This is a genomic window from Ketobacter sp. MCCC 1A13808, assembly GCF_009746715.1.
Classification (GTDB): Bacteria; Pseudomonadota; Gammaproteobacteria; order Pseudomonadales; family Ketobacteraceae; genus Ketobacter.
Window position 1 is genome coordinate 165,395 of the sequence record NZ_VRKW01000008.1, and the last position, 15,338, is coordinate 180,732.

Here is a 15,338-nt window from a genome sequence, read left to right on the forward strand (position 1 = left end):
TTCACTACACTGACCCGGAGAATTTCATCAGGGGAAACGCTGCTATGACGACCGATTCGGATGAATTGGCGGATCTGATAGACCGTGAAAAAATACGTAATTGCATAATGGGACTGGCCCGCGGAGAAGACCGGCGCGATGCTCAATTAATCACAGCCGCCTTCTGGGCGAATGCGATGACCGACTTCGGAATATTTAAAGGCAATTTTTCGCAGTACCTTGATTGGGTCGTTCCCGGCTCAGCAGCGGTACTGCTCACTCAACATAAGCTAAGCCAAATTTATATTAAGTTGGCAGGTAATGTCGCCCAATGCGAAACCTATGTAACCTCCTATCACCGGGTTAATACGGGTGAAGCGCACCACGATATAACCATTGGTGGACGCTATCTGGATCAAATGGAAAAACGCGAAGGTGAATGGCGAATCAGCACACGCACCATGCTGTACGACTGGTGTCAGAACTTTGGTATTTCGGCGAATTGGGAGCAGGGCTTAATGGGCCAGCCATTCAGTTCAGAGCATTATACAGGTGCGTGCGCTAACGACTTCAGTTACGCGTTTTTTGGTATTAGAGAGTGAAAGCATTATCGGGGAAGGTCGCCGTAGTAACCGGGGCCAGCCGGGGTATTGGTAAAGGAATTGCTCTGGCGCTAGCAGCCGAAGGCGCGACCGTGTACGTTACCGGTAGAACGCTGACGGAAGGCGCCAGCCCTTTACCTGGAACCATAGGGGAAACGGCGGAAGCGTGTAATAGGCGCGGCGGAAAAGGCGTTGCGGTACAAGTAGATCACGGCTGCGATGAGCAGGTTGCGGCGCTATTTGAGAAAGTACGCCAAGAGCAGGGCGCACTGGATATTCTGGTCAATAACGCCTTTGCCTTGTCCGATGACCTGATTAACCCAGAAGGTTTCTGGGAAAAGCCTCTGTCCAACTGGAATATGATGGAGGTCGGCGTGCGCTCGAATTTTGTTTCAGCCTGGCATGCTGCCAACATCATGGTGCCGAAGAAATCAGGTTTGATTGTTGCCATCTCTGGCTATACCGGTGTTGCCTATACCTATGGCGTGGTGTTCGGCACCAGTAAATCAGCAGTTGATCGTATGGCACGGGATATGGCAATCGAGCTCAAGCCACATCAGGTAACGTCTATCGCTTTATGGCAGGGGCTAACCCTGACCGAGCGGGCCAAAATAAATCTGGCGACTAATCCCGAGCTAAAAGGCAGTGCTGCGACACGGCCCGAAGAAGCCTGTTCTACTGAATTCGCCGGTAGGGTGATCGCCGCGCTGGCTCAGGATTCTGCGCTGGTAAAACGTTCGGGGGGCACATTTATTACTGCTGAATTAGCAAACCAATACGGCGTAGTGGATATCGATGGCAAGGTGATTCCATCACTGCGAAAGAGCCGTGGGGCACCAATATGGACGCCTATTGAATAGACGAGATTCAGTCATGAATGAACAGTTGCAATTACTTTTGGACAGACAAGATATTTACGATTGTTTGGTGCGCTTCAGTCGTGGCATAGATCGCTTCGATCGCGGAATTTTTCTATCCGCATTTCACACAGATGCCATCATTTCGGCAGGCGTGTTTGTGGGCGACCCGGCTGCACTCTATGAATGGGCAAAAGTCCTTCACGAAGAGGGGCAAGTGGCGACGCAACATAATCTGAGCAATTTCAGTTGCGATATCGACGGAAATACCGCGCATACAGAAACTTACTACCTATTTCTGGGGCGCAATCGCGATCACAGCAACTGGGCAGCGGGCGGGCGTTATATCGATCGCCTGGAAAGAAGGGATCGCCAATGGAAAATCGCGTGTCGTACTAATTCGATAGAGTGGTCCGGTAGCATCCCCTCCATGGACATCCCCTTCGCAAACCTCGCTGACCTTAATAAAAACGGCACGCCCGGCCGCAACACAGACGATCCTTCCTATCACCGGCCACTATCCAATAAGCGGGAAATCCATATTCCCAATTCAATTAAAAGTTTCACTTATTAACAACCGCTCGTGAATCACCTTATGCAGTAGTTGGCCTATGTTATCGGACGAGTCCGGATTTGGGCTGGTCAACCACCACACCAATAGCTCCAAGGTGCAACTCACCGATAAACTGACGCCCAAGTCCGGAGGCAACCAGGAGGTTAGCCCGGTTTGCATTGCCGCATACTCGCGGGACAACAACAAAAGCTCTTGCTTGACTGCATCAAATGCGCCGCCTGTCAGCAACGTTACCCACACAGCTCGATGCGCTCCAACCACTGCGCAAAGGGCCTTGCACGCATCCAATGCGTTTGCGGTACCCATCACGGGTAGCACGGCTCCGATCACCTGATCAATTTGTTCTTTCGCTACATCCTCCAGCAGTGATTCCAAATTCGGGTAATGTCTGAAAAAAGTTGCATACCCGATATCCGCTTTGAAGGTTAAATCACGAACCGTAATATCAGCTAAGGGTTTTTGCCGAAGCATTACAAGCAGTGCTGCCCGAAGCGCCGCACGCGATTTTGTTGACCTTGAATCGGCCGGTTTTCCTGGCATTGGCTTTGTCGAATTCCTCTCCATCTTGCCACCTTACTCAATGCGTGCGTGCAAAACCCGACTTTTATTTGCCTCCAAGCGCCATCATTTTTGATCTGCCCCGCAGGCGGCTTAACATTCAAGGTTAAGCACTATCTTATGATACAGATGGCTCATAAGATACAGGTGAATCATAATAAAACTTCATTCACCGGATAAGAATATGAATGTAAAAGACCTGTTTAAGCGCTCCCCCATACCCACCGACTGGAAAGTGACAACGGAATGGATGAATAAAGCGATTCAGCGACACCATCCCGGTACACACGTTTCTAGTGTCGATCTGGTTTATCGTTCCGATGGCACAAGCAGCCGGGCGCGCTTCGCTTTAACTTACTCCCAAGGGGCGGGGCCGAAAACGGTTTTCGCAAAGAGCAAAGGCAATTGGCTGCGGCGATTTCTGCACGCTATGACCGGCAACGCATTTATTGAAGGCAGGCTTTATGAATCCAAAGTCGCTCTCAATATAGAGCACCCCACATTCTATTATGGAGCAGTGGATCAATGGCGACTAAATGACTTAATAGTGATGGAAGATGTAAGTGAGCGTGGCGCTGTGCTCAATGATGCAACCACACCCTTAAGCTTTGAAGCTGTTGCAAACGGGCTTCGGGAACTGGCTGGATTACACAGTCGCTTTTGGAACTATGATCACAAATCCCACCCGCAACTAAGCTGGGTCAACCCCTGGAAAGCCTCACCTACGTTCCAATTTTTACTGAAATACGGCTGTAAACGGGGTACCTCACGGTTACTGGACTATATTCCAGACCCCATCATCGCGCAGGGGCCAAACATGATGGTCGACGCCTGGACAGACTATCTGGGCAGCGTAAACGAAGGGCCAATGACGTTGTTGCATGGCGACGCACACGTGGGAAACACCTATTTGCTGCCGGATGGGACGCTGGGCTTTTATGATTGGGGGGTTGTTCGTCGCGGGCATTGGTCGTTTGACGTGGGGTATTTTATTATCAGCGCGCTCAGTGAAGAAGATCGGCGAACTCATGCAAAAGACCTGATCGCCATTTACCTGGATGCTTTGGACTTACCAGAAGCCGATCGGCCGGACAGTGAAGAGGCCTGGTGGCGTTTCCGCTGCTCTCCTGCATACGGTCTGGCGATTTGGGTAACCACTGGTGCCGAAGACAATTATCAGCTACCGGTAATTTGCCAAAATTTGTCTAAACGATTTGGTTCAGCCTTCCTGGAATTAGATATTCGTGCGGCACTGGACGAGCGTCACTCTCGTTAATAGTTATGATCGAAGATTGTTATAAACGATAACGTTCACGCAGCACTTTTTTATCCGGTTTCCCTACCGGAGTTAGCGGCATAGACTCAATAAACACGATTGTTTTGGGGGCCTGAAAAGAACCCTTACGGTCAGCTACCCGCTGAATTAAATCCTCCGGTTCAGCTGTCTCACCTTCCCGCAGCACGATCAACGCAGTGATCGCTTCGCCCCATTTTTCGTGGGGCACGCCAATCACAGCTACTTGCGACACCGCCGCATGTTCCGCGAGGATATCTTCCACTTCCCGAGGATAAACGTTGAAGCCGCCGGTTACGATCATATCCTTGGTACGGTCTATAATGCGTAAGAAACCGTCTGCATCCCGAATCGCTATATCGCCACTATGCAACCAGTCACCGGAAAACGTTTCGGCGGTCAAACCCGGATTATCACGGTAGCCGTTCATTACCAGAGGGCCACGTACACATATCTCTCCGGGCTCACCCTCGGCAACCGGTTGATTATCTGCATCCAGCAATTCCACGTGCAACCAGGGCACCGGTCGGCCGCAACTGGCCAACCGCTGAGGATTGGAAATGTCGTGCTCATGCTTGCGTAAAACAGTCACCGCCATGGGGGCTTCCGCCTGCCCATAGAACTGCATAAACACCGGACCAATCCGTTCAATAGCCTCTTTCAATCTGGCAGGAGAAATCGCCGATGCGCCATAGAAAACCGTTTCCAGACTGGATAGGTCAAATTCATCAAACCGGGGATGATCCAGAAGAGCGTAGATCATCGTCGGCACCAACAAAATGCAGTTGATTTTTTAATCCTGGATGGTCTGTAATACCTGCGCCGGATCGAATGAAGGTAACACCAACATGGTGCCACCTTTCAATAACGTCGGCAAAAACATCGCCGCACCGGCATGACTGAGAGGCGTGCAGGACAAGAATCGCAATGAAGCAGGCCATTCCCATTCCGCCATCATAATGGATATGGTTGCCATACCTGTGCGCTGAACACTGGCCAGTGCTTTTGGTTTGCCGGTGGTACCTCCTGAATAACCTAGCCTCAAAATATCATCCCCATCCAGCTGTGGGGCAATCAATGGCACAGGACTGAATTGTCGCGCAATCAGAGTCAGATCGTCGGCCAAATCCGATTTGCCGAAAGCGAGCAGTTGCAGGTCAGGAACGTGTTCCGCTAAAGCAGCCGCGCGCTCCGAATAGTGTTCCGCGTCAAATACCAATACATCGATATCGGCATCGGTAACAACATGAAGGTGGTCATTAAATCCAGCCAGAGGATGCATGGGGACATAAATGGCTGCACTGATTTGCACCGCGTTGGCCAATATTAAAACTTCAGGCCGGTTAGAGGACAACAAACCGATACGCCAACCTTTGGTTAGACCCAGACTACGTAAAGCCTGACAAAATTGACTGGTTGAGTCACGAACCTCTCCCACGGAAAGCATCGCACCGCCCAGAATATTCAGCAATGGTCGACCAGGATCTTGGCCAAGCGCATTTACCAGTAGGTCAGGTGCGAACAAGGGTCGGTGGATAATATCCATTTCTAACTCCGCAAAAAAATCAGCTCTAGATGCTATCAAAAGTACCGACTGTATAAAACTTCAAAGAGTAGGAATGATACCTCCGAGCGCAGGTCCTGGCCTTGGTAAGGACCATAGGCGACGTTATTCGGATTACATCCATTGCCCAAATCGGCCGAGCAGGGCGGGTAGTGGGATTTGGAATTCATATAGCCGATGGAAAAATCCAGCGTGTTTTCGCTTTCGAATTCATAGGCAATTCCCACTGAATAAAGGATACCGTCGTTAATAGGGATAAACGCGTTGGGTGTCTCTGAAGGTACCGCAGATGGGCGATTTTCATATCCCAGCCTGAACGCCAGCTTGTCATTGTACTGGTATTCCGTACCCATTCCCCAATAGGTAACATCCTGCAGGTTAAGCTGATAACGTACGCCATTCGGTTCGATTCCATTTTGGCCTCGATATAACAGCTTATCAGCAATACTGCCGAGCATTAAAAACGCAATATCCCGGTCAAAATTAATCTGGATATCGCTGAACACCGACCACTCTGTCCACTTCACGTCAAAGTTATATTTCCACTTGGGTGTAATCTGAATACTGATCCCGGCACTGGCGTGTTGAGGGAGTTCATATTGCACATTGACCTTTCCACCTTTGCCTTGAGCCTCGGTCTCCGCCACTCCCGGCAGCGGCAACCCCAGTGCACCCGTTAACGCCTGGAATGAGGGCCATAAGCTGCCGTTCATATTATCCAGCAAGACTTGGTTAAAAAACGGGTCGATGGGGAATTCCCAATCGCCATCAAGGTCATTCTTCACCGCGGAATTATAAGACAAGCCAAATGTTATCCACGGCTCCGGGCTCCACAACAAGCCAAAGTTATAACTCATTACGAGCGCCTGATCGGCTTCAATCCGCAGATCACCGTAGCTTATGTACGGGCTGACAATATGGCAAAGATTGAGATCGGGAGTACCCGTTGGCGTGCCGTCGTCATTACAGAAATTGTCTTGGAACCAGGGGTGTCCGTATTGCCACAAAAGAAGATGCGGTTCGCGTGCTGGTAATTCAAGTCCCATACCGGCGTAGCTGAAGTTGAGAGCAAAGCCCACCTGAAGTTCGTCTGATATCTCTATACCAACAGAAGGGGAGAAATAGGTGAGTAGCGTAAATGCGCCGCGTTCCTGAAAAAAGCGGCCGGGATCATCTTCTGCACGATTATAGCCGCTCATCATCGGCGCATATACGTTAGTGGCGAATGTCATGTTACTACCCGGTGGAGAATAGGACGCACCACCCATCACTCCCCCGGCAAACGGTATATCGATCATTCCCCCCGGCAGCATAACGGTGGGACCTTCAACAGAACTTTTTGAATTGAGTGCTTCGTCATAGAAATACGCTTCGGCTTCTGGTGGAATAACACCATTCGAACCGGGATATTGATATTCCAGCAATTCGTCGATTAAGCCCTGTTGGTATTCGCCGTATCCGCCCAGATCATAGTTCGTCTCGAAAAGCCCATAGACGCCCTTGATATGCATCTGGCGACCTTTGAGCCGGGTCAGGCCTGCTGGATTAAAATGGATGGAGTCGATGCCTGGCGGGTCGGCGGTGACCGCATGGCCCAGCCCAAGCGCCTTCGCGTTACCTACAGTCAAACTATCAGTAAATGCAGCGTAGGTAGATGTAGATGCGAACAAAATTAACAACCAAGGGATGCACTTAAAGGCCCTGTGCGAGTTACGTAGTACCCTGACTTTTCCATAGATCATATTTAGTCTGACTTTATAATTGTTATTTTGAATGATTATTATTGTGCCAGGCTGCACGAGCACCTGAATTTTCGATGACATGTGCAACCCATAGATAGTAACAATCTATCCGATAAAATATTGTTATAAAATGCTTCCGCAGGCTATATAAATTGTCTGACAAGACCGGACAAACTAAAGAATTAGTCAGGTCGTCCAATCTTTGAGCTTTTTAAAGGCTATACAAAGCGTTTGTTTGTTAACGCATTTTTAATGGACGACGAAAAGCAGGATGTATTGCGGAAGGGACTTTACAATGTAGCCGAATTGTAGGTAAGTAACGAACGTTATTCGAAGTTAACTCCATTGCGGCCTGATAACCGGTGAAACGATAGTGCGATCGTAAATAACTGCCAATTTTTCCACGGAAATCGGATTCTTTTGCTTGAGCCACCAAGCTAACAGTTCGATGGTACCGCTGGTTACCAGAATAACGCCGACTTCTGCTGGCAACTCGTCATCAGCACCTTCCCAGGAAGCGGCAACCTGTAAAGACAGCTTGATAAATTCTTCACGTAATACATTAGCCGCGCCACCGGTCAACAAGGTGGACCACAAGGCTTTATGCTCAGCAACATAACTACACATGGTCAATGCCGCTTTGCCCGAATCGATAGGGCCAAGTACGGGTATGGCCAGCTCAATCAACTGCTTTATTTCAGCCGCAGCAATTTCGTTAAGCAATTCTTCTTTGCCGGGATAATGACGAAAAAAAGTGGTGTACCCCACCGAAGCGACAGCCGCGATTTCCCGAACGGTGATTTGCTCCAGCGATTTTTCATCCAGCAGTTGCAACAACGCTTTTCGCAACGCAACTCGTGTCTGCTGAATGCGGGCATCTTTGGCCGTAGAATAGTCGGCGCGAAAAATTTTACTTTGCGTCATGAAAAGCAAATACCTGCTTCAAATTTCTGTATTGCAAAAGCGGCGTACAGGTACCCCTGTACGCCGTATTACATGTTCGCTGAAAATTGATTATGTACCCTTCAGTCTTCCGGTGCTATTTCCAACGCCAGCCCGTCTAACGCCTCTGACATTCTGATCTGACAAGAAAGACGCGACACTTCCGGTTTACGGTGAAGTGACCCATCCAACAACATATCTTCGTCTTCGCTGACTGGCGGAAGCTGATCGTTAAACTTGGGATCAATATAAATATGACAAGTAGCACAGGAACAACAACCACCGCAAATCGCATCCATGCCTTCAATTCCGTTATCACGGATAATTTCCATCAAGGTTTGATTTACTTCCGCTTCTACTACTTCTATTTCACCGCTGCGGGTGGTTACATTTATCTGGGGCATCAATATAGTCTCTTAACGAACGGGTGTGAATTCAATATAAAGGTTTTTCAATGCACGAAGAGTGTATATCCCCTCGTATGTAAAACGTTGCTCACCGGGTTTGCCATGGTGTTCTTCAGACAGTTTTATATCCATCATACGGTCAAGAATACGATTCAGACTCGCGGTGACCTCGGCCTTCGCTAAAGGCATACCGGCACAGGTGTGTACACCACGCCCAAAGCCAAGATGCTTACGCGCATTGGGGCGATCCAAGCGCAGTTCAGTGGGTGCCTCAAATTCCCGAGGGTCACGATTACAAGCACCATACAGCAAAGCAACATGAGTTCCGGCTTTGATTTCAACACCGGCTACAGTCGTGGTTTTGACCGCTAGACGGTGGGCGCATTTGACCGGCCCTTCGTAACGAACCACTTCTTCAATGAATGCCGGAATCAAAGAACGGTCATTCCTGATCTGGGTCTGTAGTTCCGGGTTTTCACATAGAACCCGTAACGAGGCTCCCAGTAAGCGCGCGGTGGTATCCTGGCCGGCACCAAACAAAAAGGCCGAAATCCACACCAGATCGAAAACCTCGGGCGTGCTGCCGTCCGGAAACTTGTCATGAGCGAACTTGCTCAGTATATCGTCTTTTGGTGAATCACGCCGCTCCGCAAGATATTCACCAAAATATTCAAACAGGAAGCTCATGCCCAGCACCTGGGAATCTTCGTAGCTGACTTCTTCGCCGACGGTTCCGGGCGGTGGTCCCAACTTTTCACAGAATGCAATGCGGTCATTTTCCGGTATACCCAACAAATCCGCAATAACCAGGGTAGCAAAAGGCGTAGCGTATTCAGCAATAAGATCGCAATGCCCTTTGTCAGCAAAATCATTGATCAGTTTATCCGTAAGATCCCACATATACTCTTCATTGGCTTTCAAACGGGTGGGGGAAAACAACCCCATCATCAGGGAACGGTGATTAGCGTGCTCCTTACCGTCTTTACAAACCACCAGCCCGGTGGCAATCAATTCATCGCGATGGGCCTCCAATTGCTCGGTGATATCGTCACCTTCCGGTTCAAAAGGCAGGTCTGGGTTGGGGCCCGTCGCCGCATTGGCAGAAGAAAACGTCTTGGCATCATTGATAATTGCCAATGCCTCTGCATATCCGGTGACCGCGAGAACGTTCTCTCGGGGAAGTTGAGCGATCGGGCCTTTGCTGCGCAGGTATTCAAAATAGGGGTAGGGGTTCTCTACCAGTGCGGGGTCGGTATAGAAATCAACGGTTTCAAAATTGGTCATGTGTCCCTCTCATTTTATTGTATTGGCTTTTCAGGGCTCATTGCCGGGAATCGGGCAGTCAAATCTCAGCAATTGCTGCTATTGGTCATATCCATTCGTGGCATTGAATCTAAAGATATGAAACTGTGTGGTTCATATTAATTGGATGGTCGCCAAAGTCAATAGTCCTGATTTTAGAATTTGCAAAGAAAATGAATTAGGTGAGGCAGGCAGGTAAACCGTGCCCGGAACGACACGGATATAGCAACCCAGAAAACGTTGTCGGGACTATTGCGGGTCGGGTTGGGATGAATCGTTCAACAACGCTTTGATCGCAGCAACCAGCTCCAATGGGTATTCCGCCATAATATGGTGTCCCGCCCCGGGAACAATCAGCAGTTTACCGCCATTTGGAAAATGGCTGAGCACCCTCACTGGTTTATTCTCAACATTCAGGAAGCTATTCTCGCCATAGATCATATCCACTTTAGTGCTGACAGCCTCCAGAATTTCCGGATATTCTATCTCGCCTGAGTTGATGCAGGCAGCATCCGCTTTCCAATGCCATCCCCGGTCGTCTCCGGTACAGGAGTGGTAACCAATATAGTAGACCAGGGCATCAATGTAGTCCGGCCGTGGCGGCATAAGCCGGAAGCGGGCGGCGCATTCAGCACGAGAGGGGCTGAGTTTATGGGCACTCTTGGGCTGCAACTTCCGGATCAGGGGTTCCGGTGGCAATCGCACATTGGAATCCACCACGATACCGTGACGGAATAGATGCGGTGCTTCACCCATTGCCCGAATCGCCTGGGCACCGCCATAGCTGTGACCGACCACAGTGACCGGTTGCAATTGATTGCGCTCAATACACCCCACAATGGCGCGGGAGAAACACGACTGGTTGTACTCAGGGGGAGGATCGCTATCACCCATCCCAGGCAAATCAATCGCTACAACACGATAATGATCAGCAAAAAACGGCGCCAAGAAACTCCACCAATGGGCATGCGCACCATAACCGTGTACCAACATCAGCGTAGGTAACTCTGTACGTTCCCAATTCCACGCAAGCATATGAATCGACTTGCCGGCTACTCGGGTAACGATCGATCGACCCGGATGGTTCAGATTATCCAGAAACCATTTTGGCGAACTTTCGCGGGGCTCAAAGGTTTCCGCGCCCATTGAACTAACCTCTTTCAAACTACTGGACTCCCTACCTTGATTGTAAAAGGTAACCGACTTAGTTTTTTAGAAGTGCTGCTGGAAACTCAGCTCAAATAGCATTGCCTCTACTTTGGTTTTAATATCCTGCCCCATGTAAACCGGGTACACAACATCGTTTGGGTTACAGGCATTCCCAAGCGGCGCGGAACACGGCGGGAAATGCGTTTCAGACAATAAATACCCAAAAGCAAAATCGATATGCCGTTGCTCCTCTAGATCATATCCAAATCCAACTGAAATCAATTTAGCATCGTTCATCGGTATAAAGGCATTGGGCGCGGTTTCCGGTACAGCGGACGGGCGATCTTCAAAACCGGCGCGCAGCACCAGGCGGTCGCTGTATTGGTACTCGGTGCCCATGCCCCAGTAACCGACATCCTGCAGACCCAGTTTATAGGCAACCTTATTCGGGCTAATCCCGTTTCGGCCACCGGTACCAACCTGGTCAGCCAGAGCCCCCCACATCAATAAGGGCACATCCACACCAAAATCAAGATCAATATCACTAAAAGCAGACCATTCGGTCCAACGATAGTCCAAATTGTATTTCCAGCGGGGAGTAATCTGAAGACTTAAGCCCACATTCCATCGCTGCGGCACTTCATAGGACACGGTGAGCGGCCCTGTGGATTGATCAGCTATCTGCTGCGCTGTTGGCAGCTGAATACCCAGCGCACCTAACCCGTTAACGATTTCATTCCAACCGGGGCTGCTTTGAAAATTCACCAGAAAGGTTTTGAAAGGGTCGTTTACAGGCCAGTTGAATTCACCGTCCATTTCCACATCGATAGCGGAATTATAAGACAAGCCTAACGTCAACCAGGGAGCCGGTTGCCATAACATACCCATGTTGTAACCAAGAACCAGATTGTTATCCACTTCAAAATTTAGGTCTGCGTATTGCGAATAGGGCGGTACTTCAGTACAAAGATCAATGGCTGTTCCCGTCAGGGAGTTGCTTTCGTTCACTGTGCCATCTTCATTGCAGAAATTTTTCTGAATAAAGGGGGAGCCTAGAAAAAAGATCGCAATATGAGGCTCTCTAATCGGTAATTCCATACCCATTCCCGCATAATTGAAATTTACGGAGGCGCCCACAGAGAGCGTATCTGAAATTTCAAAGGCGACCGTAGGCGAGAAATAGGTAATGACAGTAAACGCCACCCGTTCCTGTGCAAATCGCCCGGTATCCGTTTCCGAGCGGCTGAAACCGTTCATCAGCGGCGCATACACATTGGTACCGAAGGTAAACCGGCTGCCTGGAGGATTATAAGAGGCGCCGCCTGAGCCGCCGGCACCAATAGGTAAATCTACCATTCCCCCCGGAAGCATAATGGTGGGACCACCCTCGGACTCACTTTTCGAATTCAAAGCCTCATCATACGCGTAAACTTCCCAAGGGCTTCTGTTGTGAGTCAGGTTGCCGTTGCCATCTTCATATTCTTTATATTGCTCACGGTAGTTGTCATGCACACCCTGCGTATATTCTCCGTATTCGCCGAATTCCATCTCTGTAGAAAACACGCCGACAATGCCTTTTACATACATTTGCCGACCTTTGAGGCGCGCTAAGCCAGCCGGGTTAAAATGGATAGAATCGATATCCGGTGGATCTGCCGTTACCGCATGTCCGAGTGAAAGGGCTTTCGGGTTGCCAATCGTGATGCTGTCAGTAAAGGATGCATAAGTTGGTCTGGCGATGAAAATCAGTCCCAGCAGCAAACAACAGCGAAGAATCGACGTTGATTTAGCTTGGCCCACAGAAGATGCGATTTCATAAGACATTTTATACCTACTTATTATTTTTTTATGAAACACCTAAACTTATCAAGCGGAATTCCTACTGCTTAGATGTTAATTTTAAAAGGCTATTTCAATCTAACCTGTTCGGTCGCGCACGCAATACTGCAGTGGTGTATTTTTGTCTATTACCGCTACAATTTGTCTGAAACCGCAATTTTTTGTCTAAAGGCACCGGAAATTATTTTATATAATGAACGCCGCGCTCCGATATTCAATATGCAGAATTTCATATACAAGCAAGACACCAAATAAACTTAGAAAAGATATGAAACAACCGACTTATTTTCTAAATTATTAGCTAAATTAAGCTAACAACACTCAGCCGATAACATTACTTCGCCTGAATTAATTGCATGGTACTAGCCGATCGGCTAGCATGGAATACCTGAATAATAATCGCAATCAAAAAATAACAAAAATGGCAGAGTGATATGAGTAGACAGGGTCAGGCAATTTTATTGTGGAGCACGCCTTTTGCTGGGGCATTTTTCCTTGCCGCATTTTTCATGTTCCCCGGATTCAACCCTCCATTGTCCCCAACCATGACGCCAGAGGAGGTCGCTGCGTTTTTCAAAAGTAACGTGGCGTCCATACGTGGCGTCGCTATTTTTTGTAATATCATCTGCGCAACGTTAGTGCCTTTTTTTGCCATCATCGTTGTGCAGATGTTACGGGTTATCAATTCCAGCCCTATTTTCGCCTACTCTTATCTCATTTCAGCCGCGGTCGGTCTTACCGCATTTATTCTGGCAGACTATTGTTGGGCCATGGCGGTATTCAGACCTGATCGGGACCCTCAGTTAATCAGCTTGTTGAACGACATGGCCTGGTTCTTTTTTATCACGCCGGTGGGACTTCTGGTGGTGCAAAACCTGTGTTTGGCTTTAAGCATTTACCTGGACGCCAACCCTACGCCGGTATTCCCACGCTGGGTTGCACATTTCAATGTCATTACAGCCCTGCTAATGGTTCCGGGTGCCTTCGCCATAGTCAGTAAAGTTGGCCCCTTCGCATGGGATGGCAGTCTCTCCTTTACCTTGCGCCTGGTAACATTTGCAATCTACGTAGCCGTTATGTTTTTTGTGATTCTGAATATTTTCAATCGCGATGTCGCGGAAGAGGGCGTTGCTGCATGAGCGCCCCCATAACAGCCGACGTCCCAACGACCGAGCAATTGAATAGCGTGGTACCGAACAAGCTAAAATGGTACCGCAACAAGAAGTTAGACCAATGGATCTGTTTCTGGACGGTACCGTTTTTTTACACCTTGTTCGGCATCATATTTGTGCCCTTAAGCTGGATGATGCCGCCGCGCTCGCCAAACAACGAGCTCGCTCAGATTGTCGAATTCATGCAGTCACAGAATTTACTGATCGCTACGACGCTGCTGATTCTTTCTATCGGGCTGGCCGCGGTAGCCAACGCCTGTTACGCCATTCAGATGCGACGTATGTCAGTCAGCCCGGCATTTCGGATCGCTTTTATTATGGGGTCGGTTGCTGGCTGTATAGTAGGGTGTTTGTTCCCGATGTTTTGTTTTGGATTGGGTGCATTCAGGCCGGATTACGATCCCAAAATTCTGGCTATGCTATATGACTTTGGCTATCTGTCGTTTATCGGTTCGTTGGGCTGCTTTTGTATCATGTGGTCGATGCTGGGTCTTGCCATCATACTCGATAAAAACCGAATTCTTCCCAAGTGGCTTGGTTACTATACGGTATGGCAATACATGACTGAATTGTTTGCCGCTACCGTTTGGATCGCCAAAACCGGCCCTTTTGCGTGGGATGGGGTAATGGCTTTCTGGTTTAACATGGTGCTGTATGTTCCGTGGCAAATAATTATCTACTATCAAATATTCCTGGCCATTAAGAATCAACCGGACAGCGAACTTGGGAATGCAGATATTGCATCCTCCGGGCCGGCGACTGGAGCAACGGCATGAGCAACGCTCCGGTATTGACCTTTAACGACAGCAAACCCCATTTGCCGGGTGAATCCAGCATGTGGTTTTTTATTGTCGGCGACCTTCTGATTTTCGGTGTCTATTTTGTCGTATACATGTACTACAGAGGCCAGGAACCGGCTCTTTTCCTGCAGAATCAGCAATATTTAAGCCAGGAAATAGGCGTTATAAATACGGTTATTCTTCTAACCAGTTCTTTGTTCGTGGCGCTGAGCACCGAAGCTGCTCGCAAGAACAACAATAGTGAAGCGTTCAAATTGATGGGAATCGCGTTGTTGTTTGGATTGATCTTTCCCTGCCTGAAGATTATTGAGTGGATACCCAAGATCAGTTCAGGGATGACGCCCGGTGAAAACCTTTTCTTCATGTTTTATTACCTTATGACCGGGCTTCATCTGTGCCATGTGATTTTGGGATTAATCATTTTGATGTTTGTAATGCGGGAATTCCGTCCATCACATCAAGCGAATGTCACGTTCGTGGAAACCGGATCCACCTATTGGCATATGGTGGATCTGCTGTGGCTAGTGTTGTACGCATTACTGTATTTGATGAGATAA

The 15,338-nt window shown here is 48.8% G+C and carries 15 protein-coding genes and 1 pseudogene; 7 read left to right on the plus strand and 9 right to left on the minus strand.

The annotated features are described in order from the left end of the window. The first annotated feature begins 44 nt into the window (after positions 1-44). From FT643_RS15455 to FT643_RS15465, 3 genes are read left to right on the plus strand one after another with little or no spacing between them, the layout of a single operon-like run. Positions 45-581 carry a nuclear transport factor 2 family protein gene (locus FT643_RS15455; protein WP_156872317.1) on the plus strand — a complete coding sequence of 179 codons (537 nt, stop codon included), beginning with the start codon at positions 45-47 and terminating at the stop codon, positions 579-581. Beyond that, positions 578-1,441, plus strand: coding sequence for an SDR family NAD(P)-dependent oxidoreductase (locus tag FT643_RS15460; protein WP_198043590.1), 864 nt, complete (start codon positions 578-580; stop codon positions 1,439-1,441). Before FT643_RS15455 ends, FT643_RS15460 begins: the two co-directional genes overlap by 4 nt. Before the next feature lie 13 nt (positions 1,442-1,454). Beyond that, positions 1,455-2,012 (plus strand): nuclear transport factor 2 family protein, encoded by a 558-nt coding sequence (locus tag FT643_RS15465; RefSeq protein WP_156872318.1) that lies wholly within the window; start codon positions 1,455-1,457, stop codon positions 2,010-2,012. Here the strand turns inward: FT643_RS15465 and FT643_RS15470 are convergent. Next, positions 1,989-2,483: a TetR/AcrR family transcriptional regulator gene (locus FT643_RS15470; RefSeq protein ID WP_156872319.1), complete on the minus strand. Its 495-nt coding sequence runs from the start codon at positions 2,481-2,483 to the stop codon at positions 1,989-1,991. The two genes, FT643_RS15465 and FT643_RS15470, sit on opposite strands and share 24 nt — an antisense overlap. 271 nt (positions 2,484-2,754) lie before the next feature. On the opposite strand from FT643_RS15470, the gene FT643_RS15475 reads away from it, so the two are divergent. Further along, positions 2,755-3,846: a phosphotransferase gene (locus tag FT643_RS15475; RefSeq protein WP_156872320.1), complete on the plus strand. Its 1,092-nt coding sequence runs from the start codon at positions 2,755-2,757 to the stop codon at positions 3,844-3,846. Positions 3,847-3,865: 19 nt separating this feature from the next. On the opposite strand, the gene FT643_RS23495 is transcribed toward FT643_RS15475, so the two are convergent. The 8 genes and pseudogenes from FT643_RS23495 to FT643_RS15510 form a co-directional block, all read right to left on the minus strand. Beyond that, the gene (locus FT643_RS23495; protein WP_411267814.1) at positions 3,866-4,294 is read right to left on the minus strand and encodes an AMP-binding enzyme; all 429 of its coding nucleotides are present in this window, start codon (positions 4,292-4,294) and stop codon (positions 3,866-3,868) included. Next, positions 4,295-5,410: pseudogene (locus tag FT643_RS23500) on the minus strand (AMP-binding protein); the annotation flags it as partial. A gap of 35 nt (positions 5,411-5,445) precedes the next feature. Further along, positions 5,446-7,098 (minus strand): OmpP1/FadL family transporter, encoded by a 1,653-nt coding sequence (locus tag FT643_RS15485; RefSeq protein WP_198043593.1) that lies wholly within the window; start codon positions 7,096-7,098, stop codon positions 5,446-5,448. A gap of 408 nt (positions 7,099-7,506) precedes the next feature. Further along, complete coding sequence (locus FT643_RS15490; RefSeq protein ID WP_156872322.1) at positions 7,507-8,094, minus strand: TetR/AcrR family transcriptional regulator; 588 nt, start codon at positions 8,092-8,094, stop codon at positions 7,507-7,509. 101 nt (positions 8,095-8,195) lie between these two features. Next, a complete protein-coding gene (locus tag FT643_RS15495) occupies positions 8,196-8,516 on the minus strand; it encodes a 2Fe-2S iron-sulfur cluster-binding family protein (RefSeq protein WP_156872323.1) in 321 nt (106 codons plus the stop codon). Positions 8,517-8,528: 12 nt separating this feature from the next. Continuing rightward, entirely contained in the window at positions 8,529-9,803 is a 1,275-nt protein-coding gene (locus FT643_RS15500) for a cytochrome P450 (protein WP_156872324.1), read from the minus strand. Positions 9,804-10,070: 267 nt separating this feature from the next. Further along, positions 10,071-10,967, minus strand: a complete 897-nt coding sequence (locus tag FT643_RS15505; RefSeq protein ID WP_156872325.1) for an alpha/beta fold hydrolase — start codon at positions 10,965-10,967, stop codon at positions 10,071-10,073. A gap of 66 nt (positions 10,968-11,033) precedes the next feature. After that, positions 11,034-12,794, minus strand: coding sequence for an OmpP1/FadL family transporter (locus FT643_RS15510; RefSeq protein ID WP_156872326.1), 1,761 nt, complete (start codon positions 12,792-12,794; stop codon positions 11,034-11,036). Positions 12,795-13,243: 449 nt separating this feature from the next. On the opposite strand from FT643_RS15510, the gene FT643_RS15515 reads away from it, so the two are divergent. Genes FT643_RS15515 through FT643_RS15525 form a run of 3 tightly spaced genes read left to right on the plus strand, consistent with a single transcriptional unit; the run spans position 13,244 to position 15,338 of the window. Continuing rightward, positions 13,244-13,948, plus strand: coding sequence for a hypothetical protein (locus FT643_RS15515; RefSeq protein WP_156872327.1), 705 nt, complete (start codon positions 13,244-13,246; stop codon positions 13,946-13,948). Continuing rightward, a complete protein-coding gene (locus FT643_RS15520) occupies positions 13,945-14,757 on the plus strand; it encodes a hypothetical protein (protein WP_198043594.1) in 813 nt (270 codons plus the stop codon). Before FT643_RS15515 ends, FT643_RS15520 begins: the two co-directional genes overlap by 4 nt. Then, entirely contained in the window at positions 14,754-15,338 is a 585-nt protein-coding gene (locus FT643_RS15525) for a cytochrome c oxidase subunit 3 (RefSeq protein WP_156872328.1), read from the plus strand. The genes FT643_RS15520 and FT643_RS15525 overlap by 4 nt, the downstream gene beginning before the upstream one ends.

Excerpts from the sequence above, each read along its gene's own strand:
- FT643_RS15515 (WP_156872327.1), top strand. The coding sequence starts at position 13,244 with ATGAGTAGACAGGGTCAGGCAATTTTATTGTGGAGCACGCCTTTTGCT.
- FT643_RS15500 (WP_156872324.1), bottom strand. The coding sequence starts at position 9,803 with ATGACCAATTTTGAAACCGTTGATTTCTATACCGACCCCGCACTGGTA.
- FT643_RS15455 (WP_156872317.1), top strand. The coding sequence starts at position 45 with ATGACGACCGATTCGGATGAATTGGCGGATCTGATAGACCGTGAAAAA.
- FT643_RS15475 (WP_156872320.1), top strand. The coding sequence starts at position 2,755 with ATGAATGTAAAAGACCTGTTTAAGCGCTCCCCCATACCCACCGACTGG.
- FT643_RS23495 (WP_411267814.1), bottom strand. The coding sequence starts at position 4,294 with ATGAACGGCTACCGTGATAATCCGGGTTTGACCGCCGAAACGTTTTCC.
- FT643_RS15505 (WP_156872325.1), bottom strand. The coding sequence starts at position 10,967 with ATGGGCGCGGAAACCTTTGAGCCCCGCGAAAGTTCGCCAAAATGGTTT.
- FT643_RS15490 (WP_156872322.1), bottom strand. The coding sequence starts at position 8,094 with ATGACGCAAAGTAAAATTTTTCGCGCCGACTATTCTACGGCCAAAGAT.
- FT643_RS15470 (WP_156872319.1), bottom strand. The coding sequence starts at position 2,483 with ATGCTTCGGCAAAAACCCTTAGCTGATATTACGGTTCGTGATTTAACC.
- FT643_RS15510 (WP_156872326.1), bottom strand. The coding sequence starts at position 12,794 with ATGTCTTATGAAATCGCATCTTCTGTGGGCCAAGCTAAATCAACGTCG.
- FT643_RS15465 (WP_156872318.1), top strand. The coding sequence starts at position 1,455 with ATGAATGAACAGTTGCAATTACTTTTGGACAGACAAGATATTTACGAT.
- FT643_RS15495 (WP_156872323.1), bottom strand. The coding sequence starts at position 8,516 with ATGCCCCAGATAAATGTAACCACCCGCAGCGGTGAAATAGAAGTAGTA.
- FT643_RS15520 (WP_198043594.1), top strand. The coding sequence starts at position 13,945 with ATGAGCGCCCCCATAACAGCCGACGTCCCAACGACCGAGCAATTGAAT.
- FT643_RS15525 (WP_156872328.1), top strand. The coding sequence starts at position 14,754 with ATGAGCAACGCTCCGGTATTGACCTTTAACGACAGCAAACCCCATTTG.